Source organism: Nocardia sp. NPDC005998 (assembly GCF_040614395.1).
GTDB lineage: Bacteria > Actinomycetota > Actinomycetes > Mycobacteriales > Mycobacteriaceae > Nocardia.
Map to the genome: position 1 here is coordinate 1 of NZ_JBEXUI010000043.1, position 22,656 is coordinate 22,656.

Sequence of the window (22,656 nt, forward strand, 5' to 3'; positions counted from 1 at the left end):
CGTGGCATTTCTTGCCGGCGTCGTAGTAGGTCTGCCAGTCGATAACCAGTACACCCATGCGTCTTTATCCCTGGGAAAACATTGTGTAATTCGTGGCGTGGGCGGTGCTGTAGCGCGCGTGGGCCGCCTTGGCCGCGTCGCTGACATCCTGCACACCCTCGACGAATTCGCGTGCCCCAGTAACCCATTGAGCGTGGGCATCGGCATACGCCTGGGCGGCAACACCTTCCCACCCACTACCGGTCAAGGCGGCGACCCGGTCATCGATCTCATCGAGATGCTCGCCAATGAAGCCAGCGAGTCCTGACAGACGGACCACGATCTCATCGAGATGGTCCAGGTCGACCGAAAACTGAGAGCTCACGGCAGATCCAAACTCGAAGTGTTCAATGTGACGGCGTTGCTCTCATCTCCCGCCTGGTAGGTATCTGCGGTGACGCCCAGCCTCTCCGCCATGCCGGTCAGGGCGGTCATGATCTGGACACCGCCGTCACGCACTTCTGTCCAGCCCTCAGAGAACTCGTTGGCCGCATCACCGGTCCAGCTACCATCGGTCAGCGAAGCGACGTCCTTGGCCGCAGAATCCAGTGCCGATCGCAGTGCCTCGGCCAACTCGTAGACGTATTTGCCCACCTCACGCACCTTCTCCGGCACCACCGCAAGGTTCTGACCAGAGGCTGGTGTCCCCCCATCACTCATGCGCGAATCCTAACCGATACGCCTTGGGCGCAGCCCAGAGAGCGAGGTAGGAGATCTTGGGGCGCCGAGTGCGACGCCGAGGTTGTTTCGGATGGCGCCAGCGGCAGCCGAACCGATGCACGTCCACCTACCGCCGTCGACGTGCGGGCGTGGAGCTCTGGGAACGGGAGAACCCCAGCACACCTGGGGTTCCTATGATTTCACATGCACGCCACTCAGGACAGCTCGAGCCTCCCGCTCTGCAAACCCGCCGTGAATACATCCCACTCAGCGGGACTGAATACAAGAGCTGGGCCCGTGGGGTTCTTCGAGTCGCGCACCCCGACCATGCCACCGTTGAGGTGTGCGATTTCCTTGCTGGATGTCCTGGATGGACTGACCGACCCCGGTGCGGATGCCGCGGCACTCGCCGCGCGGCTCACATCGACAGCCGCATTCCGCGATGCAAGGCAGCGATGAGGTCGCGTCCGACCGCGCTGGGTTGGATAGACCCGGTGGTCACCGAAAATCCGGAATGGGATGCGGCGCAGGTGCGGCGGCTCGGCTACGCGCTGGTATGGCCGCCGGGACATCACACTGGTGCCGCTGGTCGACCAGGTCCGGGGTGCGGAAGTGGATGCGGTGATCATGCCGTCGCCGCTGCATCTGGATGTGCTGATGTTGCATGCGGTGATGTGTGTCGCGAACGTCGAAACTGCTACTCCGCGAATGTCTTTCGCTCGGTGGACCGCGTTCTCGTCGGAAAGGCAGGGATGATGAGTTGGAGCACGGCCGGGCTGGTGCTGGCGGCTGGGGTGCCGTTGGCGGTGTTGGTGTGGGCGGCGTGCTGGCCGGTGGGGGAGCCGCAGCGTAAGCCCAAGTGGCACGGAAGTGAATAGCCAAAGGGCCAGGCCTGGGAAATGTCGACCTGCGGCCACGCCTACACGACGACACCGACCAGCCAGGCCATGCTCGACGTCCCCAGATCGGCACTCACCCGATGAAACCCACCGCCATCGAATACCTCCGCTCCGACATCTCCAGCACCGCACAGAACTTGCCAGAATATCGATCCAACACTGCGATTATTCTCTCGAAATCGCGTACCGAACGCTAGCAGAATTCTCGATCCGTCCTCACTAACTGCTGTGAACAAACTGATCGTTAGTGGCTCCGGTGGGCGGAGCTGCGAAAAGGCTTGGGCCCCTATTGTGGTGGGCTCCAGTGGGGGGTTCAGCGATTCCCCGCCCGATTGTGCTCGACCGCGGCCACGAAATCCGGGTGTGCGGAAACGATCAGCTGGTCGGCTGTTTCGTTCATCCAGACATCGGCGAAATAGCGGGAACGACTCCAGGACAACATCGCCACCAGCAACGCGATCGGCATGCATCCGGGCACGCTCACGAAAGCCAAAGGTAGATAGAGCGGTTCGAGTTCGAGCGCCCGTACGAAGAGGGCGGCCGCGATTGCCAGTGGTATCGCCAGCAGTGCCAGCAGCGCAATTCGACGGAAGCGCCGGACCTCGAGGAGACAGAACTCGCAGGCCGGGCAGTCGAAGCGGACGCGCGCTAGGACGGGGTCCCGCCGCCCGGGTTTCATGGAGCGCAACATGGCTCGCAGTGTCGGCAACTCCGATAGTGGGCCACTGGAATTGACTGCGAAGGAACGGATCTCACTGGCGGTGCAACCGTGCTCGCTGCACAACCCCGGCATCGGCTCGGTGAGAACGAGCTCCGTCGGTGCCGTCGCGAGAGTCGGCGTCCACTCCGGGTTGATCTCAGTGTCGAAGACCACCCGCGCCCTGGTCACTGCAGCCATCCGCGCTGCTGGCGGTCCCGGAAGTATTCGTCGTCCTCGTCGTCGTCATCAGTCGGGGTTACGACGCGATCGCGGTTGGGCTTGCGGGTGCCCGGGATAACGGCGTTCCCGGCGGGCGCCGGCCGATCCGCGGGAGGGAGCATCGGCCGGTCCGGCGGCCGCTGGTCCTCCAATGGTTCAGACCGGAGTCGCACCAACTCGGCTTCGCCCTGGGCGGCCAGCCGTTGCCGTTCCTCATCCGGCATGTCCGCGAACTGCTGCATGGCGGCGGGCAATGTGCGATCGAGCACCCGATTGAATGCCTCGCTGTGCATCAACTCGCGTGCGCTGGCCTTGCCTTCGAGGACACCGCGCAGCTGCTCCTTCAATTGCGGATCGGTGGCGGTATCCATCAGCACCCGAATCGCCCGGGACAGTTGGCGTGAGGCCCCGAGATCGCCGTGGGCCAGATCATGAATCGGCTCGGGCGCGTTCATTCAGGCTCCAGGGTGGTCGTAGGTGGCGGCGGGCAGGCTCGGCATATCGGCGGACTCGACCACCGCGACCACGCCGAAACCGACCCCGGCGATGGCCTCGAGTGCGACATACGCGGCGTTGAACTTCTCGACCAGCAGGCCCCATTCCGCGATCACTTTCGCCGTGGTCGCAGTGGCGGCGGCGACCAGGGCCGCCGTTGCGAAAATTCCGACGCCGGTAAGCGCGGAGGCCTCGGCCGCGGCCCACTCGATCACCGCCATGGCGCCCCAGTCCAGCAAGGTCTGCAAGGCATTACTCATGGCGGTGGAGAGGTGGTACGCCGTCGACGCGAAGCGGTTGATCTCGGTCGCCATCTCCTTCAATGGCTCGACCTGCGCGGAAATGGCTGCCGAGAGCTCCGTGAAATACGCTTGGGCGCTGGTCGCAGCGTTACCGTCCCACGTCGCGTCGACAGTCGTCGCGGCGGACTTGACCGATTCGGAGAAGCTCGCGCTGTAGGAAGCCAGGTTCTCCACCGCCTTGCCCGCCTTCTGCAGCGCCTCCCAATCACCGGAGATTTTGGTGGTGAGCCACTTCAGCGGGTCTGTCCCGAGGACGTTTTCGCACCACTTACAAGCCCAGTACGTCGGCGAAATGGCGTTCGAGGTGATGAGGAACTCGAAACTGTCGTTGAGCGGGTCCTCGAGCGAAGGTTCCGCCAAGTGCTCGGACGGCGTCTTGGTCATCAATTGCTGCCTGTGGGGTACGTGCGGTCCAACTCGTCGGCGCGCGCGTGGTCGGTGGTCCGGTAAACCTGTGCGACTTTGGTCAATTCGGTCGCCGCAGCCTCGGAGAGGGTGCCGAGGGTGGCGTAATTGGGCTTCAGCTTGTTGTGCGCCTCGGCAACGGCGCTCAGCCCGATCCGGATGAGCCCGCCGTCGCCCCACACGGTGTTGTCCAAGACCAACCACTTGTCCAGATAGGTCGCGACATTCGCATTGGCCTCGGCCAGCGTCTTCAAAGCCACGGCGAACGCGTCCACTGCAGCTGGATCGACTTTGAAAGTCTCCGACATCGGACCTCCCCTCTCGGCCGTGCGCCGACCGCTCTACACCGAAGCACCTTCACACAAAATGCCTGCTCAGCGCAACTTCGCCGATATCTCGTGCGACAGCGCGTGGCAACCGTCCCGACTGCGGACGATCTGCGGCACCCCCTGTGCGTGTCTTGGTGCCTGTGAGCCAAACTGATCGTTTAGCGACCTAGGTCGGCTGACCTGCGAAAACGCTTGGGCCACTGTTGTGGTGGTTGCCAAGAGCTTATCGCCAATGCGGGTGGGCGATGATGTCGTGGCGTGAGAAGCTGGACCGGCGTGAGGCGGCCGCTGCTGAACAGGTCGAGCAGCTGCGTCGCCAGATCGCGGAGCTGACCGAACAGCTGAATAGCACCGCTTGTCGCGACTGGCGATCACGCAGGAAACGATGAGCGAGATCCGCGCCGGAACCGCCGAACCGACACCGCCTGCGGTGGGCGAAGTTTCGGCCGGTAGAACGGGAATGATTGCGTCGCAGCCGATTCCGGATGGATCGCCGATCGGATTGGTGCTGGTGCCGCAGCGGGCAGCGGGGTTGAAAGCGTCGGCGCTGCAGGAGGATTACGCCGAGATCCTGGCGGTGCTCGCCGAGTCCGGTGGCGGGTTGCGGGCCGGGCAGGTCGCCGCCGAGCCGGGTATCGATCGGTCGAAGGTCGAGTCGTTGCGGAGAAGGTGAAACGCCTGGTAGCGCGTGGCTGGCTGGAACAGGAGCCTTCTGGGGTGTTCACGATCGTCGAATAATGCTGGTGCGGTGAGTGATTCATTGCTTGGTGTGGGCCAGACGCCGCGACATCCTCATGATCATCGACCAAATCATGAGGGCTTCGTGGTGTTCGGGTAGTCGTTCGTAGTGGCGGACCAGGCGGCAGCGCCGAGAAACCCAGGCTGGACCCGTCGACCGTCGGCACACTTTTCCATGCCCAATCATGCATCAGGCGACCGACATCCACGCGCGATGCGTTGACACCTCGAACGCGCTGCGGAGGCTGCACACCTCGAGGGCAGCAAGGTCGGCGTGCGGGATTCGAAACTGGAGAATATCAGCCGTTGCCGGTGTTCGACGATGCGGCAAGGGATCTCTTCGACTCCGTCTGAAGGCCGGCGAGGTGGACCGCTAGTCGAACCGCCGAGAATCGGGGAAATTCGCGCCCGGCCTATTTCGTGTGCTGGACCCGCGCGCTCGCGTACAGGCAGATAGCGGCTGCGGCGGCGAGGTTGAGACTCTCGGCGCGGCCGTGGATCGGGATACGCACCCGATGGTCGGCCCGGCCGGCGACCGACGGATCCAAGCCGTGCGCCTCATTGCCGAACAGCCAGGCCACCGGACCGGCCAGCAATTCATCGGCCTCGTCCAGACCGACCTCACCATCGGCGGCGGTAGCGAGTATCTTAATGCCTTCTGCCGCAACGGCATCGAGCACCTCGCCAATATCGTGGTGCCGCGCGATTGGCACGTGGAACAGGCTGCCCGCACTGGCACGCACGCATTTGCCATTGTGCGGATCGACCGTATCTCCCGCCAGCACAACGCCATTCGCGCCCACCGCATCGGCGACTCGAATAAGGGTGCCCGCATTGCCAGGTTCGGCGATCTCCACCGGGACGGCGAGTAGCGTCGGCCGCTCGGCCAGTACGTCCGTCAGCGGCACGTCGATCAGCTCGCACACCGCGACAAGCCCAGGGGCGGTGACGGTTTCACCGAGATGCTGCGCCGCCCGGTCGCTCACCAGCGTGGTCCGCACCCCCATACCGACGGCCGAGGCAACCAGTTCGTGCTCACGCACCGCGGCACCGGCCGAATAGAGCAGCTCCCGCACCCGCCCCGTATCCAACGCCGCCGCAACCGAATTCGCGCCCTCGGCGAGGAACAGCCCGGTCTTGCGGCGGGCAACGGAACGATGGAGCTTGACAGCGGAAACGACCCGCGGATTGCGCTCGGAGAGCGCGTCCACGGGTCGTTCCGAATGCTGTGTCGTCACGCAGGGCCGAATCAGGCAGCCGGGGCGTTGACGTCCTGCGGGAGCGCAGCCTTGGCGACGGCGACCAGACCGGCGAACGCCTCGGCGTCGGAAACGGCAAGCTCGGCGAGGATCTTGCGGTCCACCTCGACACCGGCGGCCTTCAGGCCCTGGATGAAGCGGTTGTAGGTGATGTCGTTGATGCGCGCCGCAGCGTTGATGCGGGCAATCCACAGCTTGCGGAAGTCACCCTTGCGCGCCCGGCGGTCCCGGTAGGCGTAGGTGAGCGAGTGCAGTTGCTGTTCCTTGGCCTTGCGGTACAGCCGCGAGCGCTGGCCACGGTAGCCCTTGGAGGCCTCGAGAACGGAACGACGCTTCTTCTGAGCGTTGACGGCCCTTTTGACGCGTGCCATGGGTCAGTCCTTTTTAGATCTAGGGGGCGCATGCGTAGCGCCCCGAAAATTGGTCGGTGGTCGGCGTCCGGAGTCCCGGTCGCGCGGGTGCTTGCCTTCGAGCGACCTATCGACGGTCGCTTGCGATCTCAGAGACCGAGCAGGCGCTTGACGCGAGGGACGTCAACAGACGCGACGGACTCCGTGCCGTCCAGACGACGAGTCCGGCGGGTGGACTTGTGCTCGAGCAGGTGGCGACGGTTCGCCTGCTGACGCAGCAGCTTGCCACGGCCCGAAACCTTGAATCGCTTCGAGGCGCCGCTGTGGCTCTTCATCTTCGGCATGGATTCCTCTATCTGTCTCGTACCGGTGGTCCTCGCGGACCACCGGTTTCTGATCGGTATTACTGCGGGTCGGCCGAGGCGGCCTGCTCGGCTGCCGGCGCGTCCGCAGCCGGTGCGGGAGCGGCTGGAGCCTCGGTGGCGGCAGGACGCGGTGCCCGCGAATCCTCCTGCGCCTTCACCCGCGTCTTCGCACCCTTGTGGGGCGCGAGGACCATGGTCATATTGCGACCGTCCTGCTTGGCGGAGGTCTCGACGAAACCCAACTCGGCGACGTCGGAGGCCAGACGCTGCAGCAGCCGGAAGCCCAGCTCGGGGCGCGACTGCTCACGACCGCGGAACATGATCGTCACCTTGACCTTGGAACCCGCCTCGAGGAAGCGAACAACGTTGCGCTTCTTGGTCTCGTAGTCGTGGTCGTCGATCTTGGGACGGAGCTTCTGCTCCTTGATCACGGTCTGCACCTGGTTCTTGCGAGACTCGCGCGCCTTCTGCGCCGTCTCGTACTTGAACTTGCCGTAGTCCATGATCTTGCAGACCGGTGGACGGGCATCCGGCGCAACCTCGACCAGGTCGAGGTCCGCCTCGAGGGCGACGCGTAGTGCATCTTCAACACGCACGATCCCAACCTGTTCACCACCCGGTCCGATGAGTCGGACCTCGGGAACGCGGATGCGATCGTTGATGCGGGTCTCAGTGCTGATGGGGCCTCCTAGGTCAAGCGGTGTCGTCCGACGACCGCACGCAATAACTGCAACCCCTTTTCAACACAAAAGCCCCGGTGCGGTATTCCGCCTCGGGGCCCGAGTCGACCGGCCTTCGACCACGAGCATGCTCGCGTCGACCCTGTCCGTGACGATCCCCAACGAGGACCCTCCGCACAAGAAAACCGCCCCGGAAGGGCGGATGACCGGACCGTTTAACCAGTACGATTGCTCGTCGGCAACGGTGGGAGTCGGGCTCCACTTATCAGCCCCGAGCAAGCCCGGGGCGGTCGTCAGCGGAAAGTCTAACATTCCCGCTCGCTATCGCCGAATCGCCCCGCCCCGCCGAGCGCGCCCGCTCACCACGATGCCATCCTCGTGCACATGAGTGACGAGGCAGTATCCGACGCGACCGAGGTCCGCGAGCTGGCCGATATCCCGGCGGTCGAGATCATCAGCCGCGCCGCGATGATGTTGATGAGCGCGGCGGCGGAGAAGCTCGGACTCGCCGACGAGGATCCGGACAACAGCCCGCGCCGCGATCTGGACGAGGCGCGTCGCCTGATCACCGCACTCGCCGGACTGATCACCTCATCGATCGAATACTTCGGGCCGCACGCCGGTCCCTACCGTGACGGCCTGAAGTCGCTGCAACTCGCCTTCCGCGAGGCCTCGGCACATCCCGACGAGCCCGGCAAGGGGCCCGGCGAGAAGTACACCGGTCCGGTCTACTGATCCGAAAAATTGCCCGCCGGGAAATCTTGCCCGCCGGGCAAGATTCTGGCTAAGCTTGTGTCATGTCGGACGAACAGCTCGGTCTTCGTGAACGCAAGAAACGCGATACGCGCCTGGCGCTGAGCGATGCCGCGCTGGAGCTGGCGTTCGCCCGCGGCCTCGGGAATATCACCAGGGACGACATCGCCGCCCGGGCGGGCGTATCCGTGCGGACCTTCAATAACTACTTCACCGGCAAGCACGAGGCGCTGGTCTACCGGCAGGTCGAGCGGGTCAGGCGCAGCCTCGCAATACTCCGTGAGCGGCCCGCCGACGAACCGCTGTGGACTTCGATCCGCGCGGCCATCGTCGAACCGCTGGAGGCCGATGGCGCCGGACTCGCACTGCCGCGGCCGGAACAACTCGCGGTGATCCGCGAACTGCTGGACGCTCCGGAGACGCGAATCGCGTTGTCCAAGGGCGTATTCGACGACTGGGTCGAAGCGATAGCCGAACGCACCGGCACCGATCCGGTGCACGACATGTACCCACGCCTCGTCGCCGGGGTGCTCGGCGCGGTCCATCAGGCCACGACCGAAACGTATGTCCACGCGGATCCGCCGGTGCTGATCACCGCACTCCTGCGGCAGGCCATCGATGATGTGGCCGCCGGACTTCCGGCGCCCACGACCGACTGAAACCCAACCGATCACACAATGAAATAAAGGGGTCTATTCGCCATGCCCGAAAACTCTGTCAACGTGATCATTTCCGGCGCTGGACCGAACGGTCTCATGCTCGCGTGCGAACTCGCACTGGCCGGAGTTCATCCGATGGTGCTGGAAAAACTCGATGAACCGAGCGCCGAGCCGAAAGCGAACGGCCTTGTCGGCCAGGTGATTCGGCTGCTCGATATGCGCGGTCTCTATCACGAATTCGGCGGCGCGCCCGGTGTGCCCCGCGCGCTGCCGGGCTATGGGTTCAGCGGCATTCCGATGTCGTTCGCGCAACTGCGCGAAAATCCGATGTATATGCTGCTGCTCCCCCAGCCGAAGTTGGTGCGCCTGTTGGAGAAACGGGCACTGGAACTGGGCGCGGAGATCCGGTGGGGGCATGAGCTGACCGAACTGGTGCAGCACGATGGTGGCGTCACGGTGTCGGTGACCGGTCCCGACGGCGACTACGAGATCGACACGACCTTCCTGATCGGGGCGGACGGCGGCAAGAGCGTGGTCCGCAAGCACGCTGGAATCGACTTTCCCGGAAGCACATTCGAGGGCTCGACCACCCGGATGGCGCATGTCAGCCTGCCGGACGAGCTGCGCACCGCCGATGGCGGCGTCGAGATTCCCGGCTTCGGGCGGCTTCCGTTCGGACACAATCGCCTCGAGCGCGGCGGCTTCGTCTTCGCCGAGCTCGAACCCGGCCGACCGATCGTCGCCACCATCGAATTCGATACCGATCCCGTGCCGGAGGAGGTGCCGATGACGGTGGTGGAGCTGCGCGACAGCCTGCGGCGGGTGCTCGGCGTCGACGTGCCGATCCAGCCGCCGCACGGTCCGGGCCCGCATGCGCTGCGCCGGATCACCGGCCAGAACACCCGACAGGCCGAGCGCTATCGCGACGGCGCCGTCTTCCTCGTCGGCGATGCCGCGCATGTGCACTCCGCCATGGGCGGACCCGGCCTCAATCTGGGCTTGCAGGACGCGGCAAATCTCGGCTGGAAGCTCGCCGCACACGTGAACGGCTGGGCGCCAACGGGATTGCTCGATACCTACCAGTCCGAGCGCTATCCGGTCGGTGAGCGCGTCATGATGCACTCGCTGTCGCAACTCGCCCTGATGGCCCCCGGCCCGCAGGTCACCGCCATGCGCAAACTCTTCACCGAACTGCTCGAGATCCCGTCCACCACCGCCCATATCGCAAACCTGCTCGCCGGATCCGATGTCCACTACGACATCGGCGACCCGCATCCGCTGGCCGGATATCTGGTCCCCGAACTGTCCATCGAAATCGAAGGTCGAGCGGCGCGCGTTGCCGACCTCCTGCACGGAGCACGACCGGTGCTGCTCGTCCTCGCGGACGACACCGGCTTCGCCGAGCTCGCCGAGCCCTGGCGCGATCGCGTCGATACGGTAGTCGCGACCAGCCCCGACGCCCCCGCCGACGCGCTGCTCATTCGACCGGACGGGCATATCGCGTGGGCTGCCAGCACGGCCGGACAACCCGATGCCGATCGGCTCATGAGCGCACTGACGCGCTGGTTCGGCGCACCCATGACCTCTTGATACCGGACTGATTCCGCAGCGCCGCAGACTGGACGCAGCGATGTCCGCATCGTCCCTGGGTGGGCTGCGACCGACGCGGGGTTGCGGCGCGGGGCAAGCCCCGAGGTTCACGGTCGCGCTTATCACGGAACGATCTCGCCCGGCCGATTCGGTTCACCTCATGAACAATGAAAGGCGTTGTACGCGTGGATATCTCGACAACCAGCCGAATTGCTGGGGAATTGTATTTTCGAAGGTTCGGCATGCGATGCTCACGCGATGGCACGGATACTTCTGATTCCCGGATTCTGGCTCGGCGCATGGGCATGGGACGACGTCGCGGATGATCTGCGCGGCCGGGGCGACGATGTGCTGGCGCTGACCTTGCCCGGACTCGATCCGGACGATGACGACCGGCTGGACGCTACCCTGGAAATCCAGGCGCAGGCCATTCTCGACGCCATTGCCCCAGATGAAGCAGTGGTGGTCGTCGCGCACTCCGGCGGCGCGGCGGCCGCCTATCTCGCGACCGACATCGCCCCGGAACGCTTCAGCCGCGGCATCTATGTCGACGCCGCTCCGCTCCCCAATGGTTTCATTCTCAATTCCGCCCTGGACGAATCGATTCGCGAACTCGCACTGCCGGATTGGGGCCGGTTGGAGGCCGAGGGCAATAGCCTCACCGGACTGGACGAGGCGTCCCTGACCCGCTTCCGCGAGCGCGCCGTCTCCGAACCCACCGGGGTCGCCGCCGCTCCCCTGCAGCTCAGCGATTCACCTGCGCGCCTTGTCATCCCGACCACGGTGATCTGCAACAGCATCACCGCCGATCTGGTCAAAAAGCTCCGCGACGCGGGCCAGGAACCGATGTTCGCCGAGTTGGCCAAGATAGATGCCGAATACCTCGATCTACCCACCGGACATTGGCCGATGTGGTCCAAATACAAGGAGCTCGCCGAGCTGATCCATACGGTCGCGAACCGCTGAGGCATCAGGTTGCGCTCGGTCGGTATCGGACGTTGACGACCGAGACGGGATCGCCCGCACCGACTTGGCGGAGGCGGATCGGTGCACCGCCCGGGTTGTCGTACAGCCGGATGCCCTCGCCGAGCAGGATCGGTGCAATGTGGAGGTCGATCTCGTCGATCAGTCCCAGTTCGAGGAGCTGACGGCCAATGGTTGGCGAGAACACTTCGAGGTTCTTGCCGCCCGCCGCCACCAGCCCGATCCGCACCGCCTCGGCGGGGTCACAGGTCAGGAAGGTGACTCCGTCGGCGGGTGTCCCGTCCTCGGGGTGATGGGTCAGCACGAAGATCGGTCCGTGCCAGGCGCCGCCATACGGGCGGCTGTCGCCCCCGGCGTCCCAACCGTCCCGACCCGCGAGCACGGCACCAGTGGTATCGACGTACTCCCCGATCAGCCCTTGACGGATCGAGAATCCGGTCATCCAGTCCATCGAATGGTTCGGCCCGGCCACGAAACCGTCCAGCGACATCGTGAAGTGCCACAACACTTTTCCATCTGCTACCTGTGGCTCAGTGTCGACCATGCGCAGCCCTCGCAATCTGCTTGCGTTTTGCAATCGGTAGAACCGACGGTAGGTCACCCGATGGCAGATTGCAACCAGATCAAGGATCAGGTGGTTGCGCAGCGAGCGGCCTTGCTTGTGGTGCACGTCATGAATCTGAGTTGTCACAAGGATCTCGACACCGGCGTCTTGTGGGCGAACCGCTCACGAAGGAGAAAGCTCATGAATGTCGCCTTGTGGATCTGCGCCGGACTGCTGGCCGCCGTCGCCCTGTTCGGCGGCATCACCAAAACGTTTGTGCCCGTGGAGAAGCTGGCCGCAGCCCCCGGCGGGGCATGGACCGGCGAGATCAGCGCTGGCTTCGTCAAAACCCTCGGAGTCCTCGAGATCCTGGCCGCGGCCGGTCTGATCCTGCCCGCCGTGCTCGATATCGCACCGGTGATGGTGCCGGTGACCGCCATCTGCTGGATAGCGCTGATGGTCGGTGCCATGATCACCCATCTCCGCCACGGCGAACGCCTGCCGCTAATGGTGAATCTGGTCTATCTCGCCGTCGCCGTGTTCGTGGCATGGGGTCGCCTCGGCCCCGAGTCCTTCATCGGCTGACCGAGTGAAGCAGCTTCCGGAACACCCGCGCGGGGTCCTGAACCCGGTGATCGTCGCGGATCGGAACACAGCCGAGGCGGCCACCATTCGACGCGGGTCGACGGGCGAGCCATACGACCGCGCGCCCACAGCTCATTGGTGGATGTATCGACACCCCCTTGCCGCACCGTCACGCCCCGTAGAGCGTGTAGGCGCGACAAAGGGGCGCGCGGCCCGAGGTCAGCGCAGAGCAGCGGCCTTTCGGGAGGCGCGCTTTGCGGCGGCGGCGTTGGGTGCGGGGATCTTGGTCGCGGATGCCTTCGCGGTCGAGGAGTTGTTCGCCGCCGCTTTGGCAGCGGCCTTCTTCGCCGGAGCCTTCTTCGCCGCCTTTTTGGCGGGCGCCTTCGGCGCGGTCGCGGCGGGTAGCGCCAAGACCTCCTTCAGGAACTGACCGGTGTAGCTGCCGCCAACCACCGCAACATCTTCTGGGGCACCCTCGGCCACGACCGTGCCACCGCCGGAGCCGCCCTCGGGGCCCATATCGATCACCCAGTCCGAGGTCTTGATGACGTCCAGGTTGTGCTCGATGACGATGACCGTATTGCCCTTGTCCACCAGTCCATTGATGACCAACAGCAGCTTTCGGATGTCCTCGAAGTGCAGGCCGGTGGTCGGCTCGTCGAGGATGTAGACGGTTCGGCCGGTCGAGCGCTTCTGCAGTTCGGCCGCCAATTTCACACGCTGCGCTTCACCACCGGACAGCGTCGGTGCACTCTGGCCCAGGCGGACATAGCCCAAACCGACGTCGACCAGCGTCTTGAGGTACCGGTGGATCGAGGTGACCGGCTCGAAGAATTCCGCCGCCTCCTCGATCGACATATCCAGCACCTCGGCGATGGTCTTGCCCTTGTAGTGCACCTCCAGGGTTTCCCGGTTGTACCGGGCGCCGTGGCACACCTCGCACGGCACATACACATCGGGCAGGAAGTTCATCTCGATCTTCAAAGTGCCGTCGCCCGAACATGCTTCGCAGCGGCCGCCCTTGACATTGAACGAGAACCGGCCGGGCTGGTAGCCGCGCACCTTGGCCTCGGTGGTGGCGGCGAACAGGGTGCGGATCTTGTCGAAAACACCGGTGTAGGTGGCCGGATTCGAGCGCGGCGTGCGTCCGATCGGGGACTGATCCACCTGTACCAGCTTGTCCAGATGATCGAGTCCATTGATCCGCATATGCCGACCCGGCACCTGCCGTGCACCGTTGAGCTTATTCGCCAGCACGGTCGCCAAGATGTCGTTGACCAGTGTGGACTTACCCGAACCCGAAACACCGGTGACCGCGGTGAGCACGCCGAGCGGGAAGCTCACATCGATTCCGCGCAGGTTGTGCTCATTCGCCCCGACGACGGTGAGCTGCCGTTTCTTGCTGACCGGCCGCCGCACCATCGGCACCTCGATCCGCTCGCGGCCCGAAAGATAAGCGCCGGTGAGCGAATTCGCATCGGTCAGCAGTTCCTGATACGGACCGCTGTGCACCACCTGACCGCCGTGCTCACCGGCCAGCGGACCGATATCGACCACCCAGTCCGAGGCCCGGATGGTGTCCTCATCGTGTTCGACCACGATCAGCGTATTGCCGAGATTCCGCAGCCGAGTGAGGGTTTCGATAAGCCGACGGTTATCGCGCTGATGCAGACCGATCGACGGTTCGTCCAGCACATACAGCACCCCGACCAGTCCGGATCCGATCTGGGTCGCCAACCGGATGCGCTGCGCCTCACCACCGGACAGCGTCGCCGCCGCCCGCGACAGGCTCAAATACTCCAGCCCGACATCCAACAGGAACCCGAGCCGCGCCTGCACTTCCTTGAGCACCTGCCCGGCGATGGCGGTCTCCCGCTCGCCCAGGGTCAGCGCGTTCAGGAATGCCGAGCAATCACCGATCGACAGGTCGCTCACATCGGCAATGGACTTCTGCTCACCGCCCGACGCGATGGTGACGGCCAGAATCTCGGGCCGCAGCCGAGCCCCATTGCAGACCGGGCACGGCACATCGCGCATATACCCGTCGTAATGCTCTTTCATCTGCTCGGATTCGGTGTTCTCCATGCGCCGCTGCAGGAACGGCATCACACCCTCGAAATCGGCATAATACGAACGCTTCCGGCCGTACCGGTTGGTATAGGAGACGTGCACCTGATCGGAGCTGCCCTCCAGCACCGCCTTGCGTGCCTTCGGCGGCAGATCCTGCCACGGCGTATCCATGGAGAAGCCAATGGATTCGGCCAGACCCGACAGCAGCCTGGTGAAATATTCGGCGGTCTGCCCGCGCGACCACGGTGCGATCGCGCCATCGGCCAGGCTCAGCTCGGGATCCGGCACCACCAGATCCGGGTCGACCTCTTTGCGGATACCCAGACCCGTGCAGTCGGGGCATGCGCCGTAGGGCGAGTTGAACGAGAACGAGCGCGGTTCGAGATCCTCGATATCGAGGGGGTGCCCATTGGGGCAGGCCAGCCGTTCGGAGAAGCGGCGTTCACGATCGTGCGCATGTTCGTCGCGGTCGACGAAGTCCAGCACCACGATGCCATCGGCCAGCCGCAGCGCGGTCTCGATCGAATCGGTCAGGCGCTGTTTGGAACTCGGCTTCACCTGGAGCCGGTCCACCACGACCTCGACGTCGTGCTTCTCCTGCTTCTTCAGCTTCGGCGGATCGGTCAGCGGATACACCACGCCGTCGACCCGGACTCGCGAATATCCTTGGGAGTTCAGCTGATCGAACAGATCGACGAATTCACCCTTGCGCGTGCGCACCACCGGCGCGAGCACCTGGAATTTGATGCCCTCCTCCATGGCGAGCACCTGGTCCACGATCTGCTGCGGGGTCTGCTTGGCGATGAGCTCACCGCAGACCGGGCAGTGCGGGGTACCGGCGCGGGCGTAGAGCAGACGGAGGTAGTCGTAGACCTCGGTGATGGTGCCGACGGTGGAGCGGGGGTTGCGATTGGTCGACTTCTGATCGATCGAGACCGCGGGCGAGAGGCCCTCGATGAAGTCGACATCCGGCTTGTCCATCTGCCCGAGGAACTGGCGGGCGTAGGCCGATAGCGATTCGACATAGCGGCGCTGTCCCTCGGCGAAGATCGTGTCGAAGGCGAGGCTGGACTTGCCCGAACCGGATAGACCGGTGAACACGATAAGACTGTCGCGGGGCAGATCGAGGTCGATCCCCTTGAGGTTGTGCTCCCGAGCTCCGCGCACAGTGAGGCGTTCCGCCACCAGGTGGTCCCTTCTCGATCGTGTCGGTCCAACAGACGTGATACCCCCAGCGCCATGCTAGGCCGACCCACCGACAAGTTTCCCCGCGCGCCGCGCACACCGGGCATCCGCCCAGGTCAAGTATCCGATCGACGCAACTTTCCGGACAACCCGCTGAGCTGCCACCCCTCATTGTCCACGGTGACCGTGAGCACATCCGCCCCCACCCGCACCCCGCTCACCCGCAGCGGCAGATACCGGTCCGGCACCGCGGGCGCGACCGAGGCCGACCCGCCGCCGGGTTCGAGCCGCAACATGCTCCGCATGAACAGCAGCGGCGCCGCGGACGCCCACGCCTGCGGTGAGCAGGAGGTCGGATACGGCACCGGCGCGTCGAATTCTGCGCGGTCGAATCCGCTGAACAGCTCGGGCAGTCGATAGCCGAATCGGGTCGACGCGTCGAGCACCCCGTCGATCACGCGGTTGGCGTGTTCGGTGTAGCCGTAGCGCATCAGCCCGGCGGCGCAGATCGCATTGTCGTGCGGCCAGACCGAGCCGTTGTGATAGCTGACCGGGTTGTAAGCGCCCATATCGGTGGCCAGGGTGCGGATCCCGAACCCGCTGAACATCTGCGGCGACAGCAGATGGTCCGCGACCTCGCCCGCCTTGTCCTCATCGATGATCCCGGTCCACAGGCAGTGCCCGATATTGGAGGTCAGCGCGTCGATCGGCCGCTTGTCCCGATCCAGGCCGATGGCGAACCAACCCTGCTCGGGCAGCCAGAACGCGGTATTGAAGGCGGCCTTCAGCGCGGCCGCCTTGGTACGGAACCGATCCGCGATCGCGTGATCTCCCATATCGACTGCCAGCGCCGCCCGCGCCAGATACGCGGCGTACACATACCCCTGCACCTCGGCCAGCGCGATCGGCGCCTCGGGCAATCGGCCGTCGGCGAAATTCACCCCGTCCCAGGAGTCCTTCCAGCCCTGATTCGCCAACCCGTGCTCGGCCGCGCGCTCGTATTCGACGAATCCGTCACCGTCCACATCACCGAAGCGCTCGATCCATTCCAGTGCCCGATCCGCATGCGGCAGCAGCTCGTCCCGGGTTTCGGCGTCGAGTCCCCATCGGTGCAGCTCACCCAGCAACATCACGAACAGCGGTGTGGCGTCGGCGGTTCCGTAGTAAACGGTGTCACCGCCGAGTAGCAGCGTCGCCGCGCGCCCGAATCGCACCTCGTGCGGAATCCGGCCCGGCTGTTCCTCGGTCACCTCGCGAATCTCACTGCCCTGTAAGCCGGCCAGGCTCTGCAAGGTGCCGACGGCCAACCTCCGATCCAGCGGCAACACCATCCAGGAAGTGAGCAGCGAGTCCCGCCCGAACAGCGCCATGAACCAGGGCGCACCGGCGGCGACCACCGCCCGCTCCGGATGCCCCGGGTCGAAGATGCGCAGCGCACCGAGATCGACTACGGCGCGGCGCAATACCGCGGCCAGCGTCTCGTCCCCGGTCCGGACCAGCGGCGAGTTCTCGTACCATTCCCGCATCCGCCGCGCTGGCGCGCTGTGCGATACCGGCTTCCCGCACACATGCCGCGGCGTCACGGGCGATCCCAGCGTCGGCTGGTACTGAATGCACGCCGACCAACCACCGCGGCCCGGCAGATCCACCTCCCACCGCAATTCGCGATCGGTCGCGGTCGCCCCCGCGGCGGTCACCGTCACCGCCAAAGCCAGATCGGTCCGGCTGATCTCGAGTGAGCCCGCCATCGCCTTGCTCTTGGTGACCACAACGGTGTCGCCGACCCGCCCCTCCTTCACCTCGAACAGATCCGCGAAATCGGCGTCGAGCTCCAGCGCGACCACACAGCTGATGGCCGCACCGGAAAGATTGCGCACCGTCAAGTCCTCGCGCATACCGTCGCCGACATGCCGAGCGACGCTCACCAGCGCGGTGCTGTCGGCGCGCCCCGGCCGGGGCGGCGTTCTGGCCAGCAGCGTCGCACTGTAGGGCTCTGCATGCTGGACGGTGAGCGGCTGCGGCGGCAATCCGTCGACGGTCAGCCGCCATCGCGACAGCACCCTGGTATCGCGAACGAACAGTCCCTCGGGACGATTCGGGCTGATGACACCGCCGTCCTCGCTGATGCAGAACGTCGATCCCTCGACCAGTGTCACCCCGGCGACCGCCCGCGGCGCGCCCGGATCGACACCGTCACCCCACGGGCCCGTCAAGCGACCGGCGTGGGCAGCATGGCCCGGCTCGAGCGCTCACCGCGCGGTTCGGGATCGTCGGGGCCCCTCAGTGGACGCACCCGCTCAGTGTAATAGCGGCACTCCCCGGATTCGCGGATCTCGGTGATCAACACCAGTTTTCGACGCGTGACCCGGCGACTGGACCGCACGGTGCATGCCCTGCTCCGCGTTCATCCGATGGACGGACCCGACACGAGTTTGCCGACCACCACTTCGGTGCCGCCGTACGCGAGCGGCGGTACCGGCACTCACGGTGGCACGATCAGTCCGGTTCTCATGGGCAAGTCCATTCTTCGGGCACCGGCTGCGCATCGAAAGCCGGGATCTCCAGAATGGTCCGACCGTGCGCCAGCCGCCATTGCACACCGCACGTTCGGCAGCCGAACAGGGTATCCCGAAGGTCGTCCAAGGTGCCGATGGCGTCCGAACCACAATCGGGACAGCTCTCCGGCGGACCGAAAATATTGCCGAAATCGAGCTGCGCTGAATATGTCATTGTTCGAGATAACTGTGCATGGGGCCCTCCAGGCCACGCTGCCAAAGACCTCTATGAATGACTTTCGGCCATAGCATACCTGGAACTCTGATTCATACAAAGCCGTTCGCGCGGTCGGTTTCTACCGGAGTTCCGTAACTCGCGCTGGTAAATTCGAGTCGGCATTTACTCGAAATTGTCGGCTCCGGCATACCGGTGTGCGCCACGACGAGATACCTTGTCGGAGTGAGACAATCAGGGGCGCGAGATCCCCTGCAGCACATGGGAGGTCGCGTGATCACTGTGTTCCTCGTCGACGACCACGAGATCGTCCGACGCGGCCTCGTCGACCTGCTGGAGAGCGATCCGGAACTCACGGTGATCGGCCAGGCGGGCGACGTCGCCACCGCCATGACGGGCATTCACGCACGGCAACCCGATGTGGCCGTACTGGACGTTCGACTACCCGACGGGAACGGCATCGAACTGTGCCGCGATCTGCTCGCCGAAATCGACGGTTTGCATTGTCTCATTTTGACGTCCTACACCGACGAGCACGCCATGCTGGACGCGATCCTGGCGGGCGCGAGCGGCTATGTCGTGAAGAACATCAAGGGCATGGAATTGGCAGCCGCCATCAAGGAGGTCGGCGCCGGTCGTTCGCTCTTGGATAACCGCGCGGCAATCGCGCTCAAAGCGCGGCTGCGCAGCAGCACCGAAAACGACGGACCACTCGCCGGACTCACCGAACAAGAACGCCGACTGCTCGCATTGCTCGGCGAGGGATTGACCAATCGGCAGATCGCGGCGCGAATGTTCTTGGCGGAGAAGACCGTCAAGAATTACGTATCCCGCTTGCTCGCCAAACTCGGCATGGAACGGCGTACCCAGGCCGCGGTGCTGGCCTCCAAACTGCGGGATGGTTAACCGACCGGAACGACGATCGTGAGATCCCCGTCGTAGCGGCGGTACAGCAGCCTGCCCCGACCGGTATCGGCGTCGGTGAAGAACAGGAACGGCAGGCCATTGCGGCACAGCCTGGTCACCGCCGCCTCTTCGAGTAGCGTCGGCGCTGGCTGGGCAGTCATGATCACCGGGAGCGAATTCACCGTCAGCGGCCTATCCGTCGGGGCCTCCGGCGCGATAGTGGTACGCTGCCTTGCCATCTGGATGCCCAGTGAATCAGCCCAGGACACCACGGCATCCTCGCCGGTCTCGGCATCGATGAAAAGGTATGCGTCGTAATCCATCGCATCCATCACCGCGGTCGCCTCGGCGGGCGTACCGGTCAGCAACGCACAGTGCTTCCTCCGCACGATCGGGCGCGGCTCGGTGACCCGGGCCAGGGGCGGACGCGCCGGATCGGGCCACTCGCGTGACTGCTTGGTCGCCAGCCGGGCGATCTGGCGGTCCAGCCGTTCGACGGCGAAGGTCACCGCGAAGCCACGCGGCCCGGTGACCTGCACCCGGGTCGGGGTGTCGTGTATGCGAATGTTGGCCTGTACCAACGTCGGTTCGTCCGCATCCACCGGTGCGGTCACCCGCACCCGTGCCGCCGCGTCGAGGTGATGTCGGCGCAGCACGCGACCGATCCCCCGCACGGCCCTGGTCACATCCGCGGGCGGCACCGCGCCCCGGGTGGTCACGGCCAGTTCGGGATCGGCGGCGGTTGCCCACACCTCCGACGAACGCAACGGCGAATTCATAGGACAACCCTACTTTCTATTCCCGGTGCGACCATGCCATCACTGCTACGACGTCGCGAACAGGGCCGAAAGTCCCCGATCGGCCAACTAGACTGGCCTAGGCGCTGTTGCGCACACACCAGAACAGGATGCCGACATGACCGAAGAGTTGGGTAGCGGCCCCTATTCGGTACGCGACACGCTCTCGCAACTGCGGCTCCGGGAGCTCCTGTCGGAGGTCAAGGAACGCGTCGAGCTGATCATCGATTCACGCGACCGGATGGACGGCCTGGTCGAGGCGATGCTGACTGTCACCTCGGGCCTCGATCTCGACGAAACCCTGCGCGCCATCGTGCACACCGCGACCAGCCTGGTCGACGCCCGCTATGGCGCGCTGGCCGTGCGCGGCCACGAACAGCAGGTCACGCAGTTCCTCGATGAGGGCATCGACGATAAGACCAAGGAAGCCATCGGCCGGCTCCCCGCCGGACACGGCGTACTCGGCGAGGTGTTCTCCCAGCCCAAACCGCTGCGCCTCGACGAACTGTCGAAACATCCGGCATCGGTGGGCTTTCCGGCACACCACCCGCCGATGCACACGTTCCTCGGTGTGCCCGTGCGCATCCGCGACGAAGTCTTCGGCAGCCTCTACCTGACCGAGAAGGCCAATGGCCAGCCCTTCACCGAGGACGACGATGTGCTCGTGCAGGCCTTGGCGGCCGCCGCCGGTATCGCGGTCGACAATGCCAGGCTCTATGAATCGGCACGCACCAGACAGGCCTGGATCGAGGCCACCCGCGATATCGCCACCGAATTCCTCGCGGGCAGCGAACCCGATCTGGTGCTCGCGCATGTGGTCGATCACGCGCGCCTGCTCACCGGATCGCACCAATCGTTCCTCGCCAGCACCGCGGCCCCGCAACCGCAGCTCGCGGCGGTATCCGAACTGGTCATTTCCCAATGGTCCGGTCCGGGCAGCGGATTCGACGGGCTGACCGTGGACGCCGAGGGCACCGCACTCGGCGAGGCCTGCACCCGCCGCACACCGCTGCGCTTCGACGATGCCGCGCTGATCGATCTCGGCGTGCCGCTCGACGCTATCGGGCCCGCGCTGATCCTGCCGCTGTGCACTCCCGACGCCACCCTCGGCGCGCTGGTCACCGTGCGGCCGATCGGGTCGCCGCCCTATACCGATGAACTGGTCGAGCTGACCAACGCCTTCACCGATCAGGCCGCACTCGCCATGCAGCTGGCCGAAACCCAGCGCCGGATGCGCGAACTCGATATCCTCGCCGACCGCGACCGCATCGCCCGCGACCTGCACGACCATGTAATACAGCGGCTGTTCGCGATCGGACTGAGACTGCAGGGCGTGCTGCCGCGGGCCGAGGTTCCCGAAGTGCGCCAGCATCTTTCGACGGTCATCAGTGATCTGCAGGAGGTGGTCCAGGAGATCCGGACCTCGATCTTCGATCTGCACGGCGGCAGTGGCAGCAGCATCCGGCTCCAGCAGCGGATCGAGGACGCGGTACGCCAGCAGAGCGCCGACGCGCCGTTGCGGGCCACCGTGCAGGTGACCGGTCCGCTGTCGGTGCTGGAGGCCGAACTGGCCGACCACGCGGAGGCGGTGGTGCGCGAGGCGGTGAGCAATGCGGTGCGGCATTCCGGCGCGGCGAACGTCGCGGTGGAGATCAGCGTGGCCGACGACCTGACCATCGTGGTCACCGATGACGGCTGGGGCATCCCGAATCACGTGATCCGCAGCGGATTGCGGAATCTGGAGCAGCGGGCCGAGAAGTCGGACGGTCACTTAACCATCGGACCGGCGATGGCGGGTATGCACGAACCGGACGCCATGCCCGGGACGAAGTTGTGCTGGTCGGTCCCCCTGCCGTGAGCATCGGCCGGGCTCAGTCGACCGGACCGAGATATTCATCGACGGACCGTGGAAGCCGAATTCCTGCTGCAGCACCGAGATCGGGGTGGAGGGCAATAGTGGCAGGTAGTCGCGGGAGCGCCGGTGCCCGTGATCGGCGAGGTAGAAATCGCGCCAATTGGCGACGTCGCCGAGCACCGTCGCGTGCAGCACGCCGACGGTGCCTCCCGGCCGCCAGCCGCGCGCGGACGCGTCGGCGATCGCCTCGCGACCCGCCTCCTGCAGCGCGCGCCCGTAGTTGCTGCTGCTCACCACGGGATCGCCGCCATCGGGAATCAGCGCCACCCAGGCGTGCTCATCGCGGCCCGCACCGTAGCCGGGTTGCAGCGTGGCCGCCGACTTACCGCTCAGCAACCCGTGCCACAGGGCCTCCCGACCCCAGCCGTACCCGGTAACGGCACCGATTCCGGCGATCGTCATATGATCGTTACGGTGCTCTTCGCGCTTCGAGTTGGTACCCGGCATGGCATCGTTCCTTCACCGACCTCCCCGGGCCGACGGACGTTCGGCTCGAGA

The 22,656-nt window shown here is 65.2% G+C and carries 25 protein-coding genes; 9 read left to right on the forward strand and 16 right to left on the reverse strand.

The window, feature by feature from the left end; translation table 11 throughout:
* Positions 1-64 precede the first annotated feature (64 nt).
* The 3 genes from ABZ293_RS35620 to ABZ293_RS35630 all read right to left on the reverse strand — a co-directional run bounded on the left by ABZ293_RS35620 (position 65) and on the right by ABZ293_RS35630 (position 1,049).
* The gene (locus ABZ293_RS35620; protein ID WP_355188024.1) at positions 65-364 is read right to left on the reverse strand and encodes a WXG100 family type VII secretion target; all 300 of its coding nucleotides are present in this window, start codon (positions 362-364) and stop codon (positions 65-67) included.
* The gene (locus ABZ293_RS35625) at positions 361-699 is read right to left on the reverse strand and encodes a WXG100 family type VII secretion target (RefSeq protein ID WP_355188026.1); all 339 of its coding nucleotides are present in this window, start codon (positions 697-699) and stop codon (positions 361-363) included. Before ABZ293_RS35625 ends, ABZ293_RS35620 begins: the two co-directional genes overlap by 4 nt.
* A 215-nt stretch (positions 700-914) precedes the next feature.
* The gene (locus tag ABZ293_RS35630) at positions 915-1,049 is read right to left on the reverse strand and encodes a DUF397 domain-containing protein (RefSeq protein WP_355188135.1); all 135 of its coding nucleotides are present in this window, start codon (positions 1,047-1,049) and stop codon (positions 915-917) included.
* A 405-nt stretch (positions 1,050-1,454) separates the two neighbouring features.
* On the opposite strand from ABZ293_RS35630, the gene ABZ293_RS35635 reads away from it, so the two are divergent.
* Positions 1,455-1,577, forward strand: coding sequence for a hypothetical protein (locus ABZ293_RS35635; RefSeq protein ID WP_355188027.1), 123 nt, complete (start codon positions 1,455-1,457; stop codon positions 1,575-1,577).
* Between the two features lie 334 nt (positions 1,578-1,911).
* Here ABZ293_RS35635 and ABZ293_RS35640 read toward each other — a convergent pair whose 3' ends face one another.
* From ABZ293_RS35640 to ABZ293_RS35655, 4 genes are read right to left on the reverse strand one after another with little or no spacing between them, the layout of a single operon-like run.
* Entirely contained in the window at positions 1,912-2,496 is a 585-nt protein-coding gene (locus ABZ293_RS35640) for a hypothetical protein (protein ID WP_355188029.1), read from the reverse strand.
* Positions 2,484-2,972, reverse strand: coding sequence for a hypothetical protein (locus ABZ293_RS35645; RefSeq protein WP_355188030.1), 489 nt, complete (start codon positions 2,970-2,972; stop codon positions 2,484-2,486). Before ABZ293_RS35645 ends, ABZ293_RS35640 begins: the two co-directional genes overlap by 13 nt.
* Positions 2,973-3,698: a WXG100 family type VII secretion target gene (locus ABZ293_RS35650; protein ID WP_355188032.1), complete on the reverse strand. Its 726-nt coding sequence runs from the start codon at positions 3,696-3,698 to the stop codon at positions 2,973-2,975. It lies immediately after the preceding gene.
* On the reverse strand, positions 3,698-4,027 hold the full coding sequence (locus ABZ293_RS35655) for a type VII secretion target (RefSeq protein ID WP_355188034.1): 330 nt from the start codon (positions 4,025-4,027) through the stop codon (positions 3,698-3,700). The genes ABZ293_RS35650 and ABZ293_RS35655 overlap by 1 nt, the downstream gene beginning before the upstream one ends.
* A gap of 406 nt (positions 4,028-4,433) precedes the next feature.
* On the opposite strand from ABZ293_RS35655, the gene ABZ293_RS35660 reads away from it, so the two are divergent.
* Positions 4,434-4,721: a hypothetical protein gene (locus ABZ293_RS35660; protein WP_355188035.1), complete on the forward strand. Its 288-nt coding sequence runs from the start codon at positions 4,434-4,436 to the stop codon at positions 4,719-4,721.
* 478 nt (positions 4,722-5,199) lie between these two features.
* Here the strand turns inward: ABZ293_RS35660 and ABZ293_RS35665 are convergent, their stop codons facing one another.
* The 4 genes from ABZ293_RS35665 to infC all read right to left on the reverse strand — a co-directional run bounded on the left by ABZ293_RS35665 (position 5,200) and on the right by infC (position 7,485).
* Complete coding sequence (locus tag ABZ293_RS35665) at positions 5,200-5,997, reverse strand: RNA methyltransferase (RefSeq protein WP_355188137.1); 798 nt, start codon at positions 5,995-5,997, stop codon at positions 5,200-5,202.
* 38 nt (positions 5,998-6,035) lie between these two features.
* Positions 6,036-6,416 (reverse strand): 50S ribosomal protein L20, encoded by a 381-nt coding sequence (gene rplT, locus ABZ293_RS35670; protein WP_354960377.1) that lies wholly within the window; start codon positions 6,414-6,416, stop codon positions 6,036-6,038.
* A gap of 128 nt (positions 6,417-6,544) precedes the next feature.
* Positions 6,545-6,739 carry a 50S ribosomal protein L35 gene (rpmI, locus tag ABZ293_RS35675; RefSeq protein ID WP_328411703.1) on the reverse strand — a complete coding sequence of 65 codons (195 nt, stop codon included), beginning with the start codon at positions 6,737-6,739 and terminating at the stop codon, positions 6,545-6,547.
* A gap of 59 nt (positions 6,740-6,798) precedes the next feature.
* Positions 6,799-7,485 (reverse strand): translation initiation factor IF-3, encoded by a 687-nt coding sequence (infC, locus tag ABZ293_RS35680; RefSeq protein WP_354960394.1) that lies wholly within the window; start codon positions 7,483-7,485, stop codon positions 6,799-6,801.
* Between the two features lie 339 nt (positions 7,486-7,824).
* Between infC and ABZ293_RS35685 the strand changes: the two genes are divergently transcribed.
* From ABZ293_RS35685 to ABZ293_RS35700, 4 genes are all read left to right on the forward strand, one after another.
* Positions 7,825-8,175: a DUF1844 domain-containing protein gene (locus ABZ293_RS35685; protein ID WP_355188037.1), complete on the forward strand. Its 351-nt coding sequence runs from the start codon at positions 7,825-7,827 to the stop codon at positions 8,173-8,175.
* A 62-nt stretch (positions 8,176-8,237) separates the two neighbouring features.
* Positions 8,238-8,852: a TetR family transcriptional regulator gene (locus ABZ293_RS35690; protein WP_355188039.1), complete on the forward strand. Its 615-nt coding sequence runs from the start codon at positions 8,238-8,240 to the stop codon at positions 8,850-8,852.
* Positions 8,853-8,894: 42 nt separating this feature from the next.
* Positions 8,895-10,442, forward strand: coding sequence for an FAD-dependent monooxygenase (locus ABZ293_RS35695; RefSeq protein ID WP_355188041.1), 1,548 nt, complete (start codon positions 8,895-8,897; stop codon positions 10,440-10,442).
* 258 nt (positions 10,443-10,700) lie between these two features.
* Complete coding sequence (locus ABZ293_RS35700; RefSeq protein ID WP_355188043.1) at positions 10,701-11,408, forward strand: alpha/beta hydrolase; 708 nt, start codon at positions 10,701-10,703, stop codon at positions 11,406-11,408.
* 4 nt (positions 11,409-11,412) lie between these two features.
* Here ABZ293_RS35700 and ABZ293_RS35705 read toward each other — a convergent pair whose 3' ends face one another.
* Entirely contained in the window at positions 11,413-11,970 is a 558-nt protein-coding gene (locus ABZ293_RS35705; RefSeq protein WP_355188045.1) for a dihydrofolate reductase family protein, read from the reverse strand.
* Between the two features lie 201 nt (positions 11,971-12,171).
* Here ABZ293_RS35705 and ABZ293_RS35710 point away from each other — a divergent pair, with 201 nt between their 5' ends.
* The gene (locus ABZ293_RS35710; RefSeq protein WP_355188047.1) at positions 12,172-12,555 is read left to right on the forward strand and encodes a DoxX family protein; all 384 of its coding nucleotides are present in this window, start codon (positions 12,172-12,174) and stop codon (positions 12,553-12,555) included.
* Between the two features lie 219 nt (positions 12,556-12,774).
* On the opposite strand, the gene uvrA is transcribed toward ABZ293_RS35710, so the two are convergent.
* Both uvrA and ABZ293_RS35720 read right to left on the reverse strand, forming a co-directional pair.
* Entirely contained in the window at positions 12,775-15,810 is a 3,036-nt protein-coding gene (gene uvrA, locus ABZ293_RS35715) for an excinuclease ABC subunit UvrA (protein WP_355188049.1), read from the reverse strand.
* Positions 15,811-15,926: 116 nt separating this feature from the next.
* Positions 15,927-18,023, reverse strand: a complete 2,097-nt coding sequence (locus ABZ293_RS35720; RefSeq protein WP_355188051.1) for a glycogen debranching N-terminal domain-containing protein — start codon at positions 18,021-18,023, stop codon at positions 15,927-15,929.
* A gap of 790 nt (positions 18,024-18,813) precedes the next feature.
* On the opposite strand from ABZ293_RS35720, the gene ABZ293_RS35725 reads away from it, so the two are divergent.
* Positions 18,814-19,446, forward strand: a complete 633-nt coding sequence (locus ABZ293_RS35725; protein ID WP_355188053.1) for a response regulator transcription factor — start codon at positions 18,814-18,816, stop codon at positions 19,444-19,446.
* On the opposite strand, the gene ABZ293_RS35730 is transcribed toward ABZ293_RS35725, so the two are convergent.
* Positions 19,443-20,225, reverse strand: coding sequence for a sigma 54 modulation/S30EA ribosomal C-terminal domain-containing protein (locus ABZ293_RS35730; RefSeq protein ID WP_355188055.1), 783 nt, complete (start codon positions 20,223-20,225; stop codon positions 19,443-19,445). The genes ABZ293_RS35725 and ABZ293_RS35730 overlap by 4 nt on opposite strands.
* Positions 20,226-20,361: 136 nt before the next feature.
* Here ABZ293_RS35730 and ABZ293_RS35735 point away from each other — a divergent pair, with 136 nt between their 5' ends.
* Entirely contained in the window at positions 20,362-22,101 is a 1,740-nt protein-coding gene (locus ABZ293_RS35735; RefSeq protein WP_355188057.1) for a GAF domain-containing protein, read from the forward strand.
* On the opposite strand, the gene ABZ293_RS35740 is transcribed toward ABZ293_RS35735, so the two are convergent.
* Positions 22,015-22,605 carry a hypothetical protein gene (locus ABZ293_RS35740; RefSeq protein ID WP_355188059.1) on the reverse strand — a complete coding sequence of 197 codons (591 nt, stop codon included), beginning with the start codon at positions 22,603-22,605 and terminating at the stop codon, positions 22,015-22,017. The genes ABZ293_RS35735 and ABZ293_RS35740 overlap by 87 nt on opposite strands.
* Between the last annotated feature and the right edge of the window lie 51 nt (positions 22,606-22,656).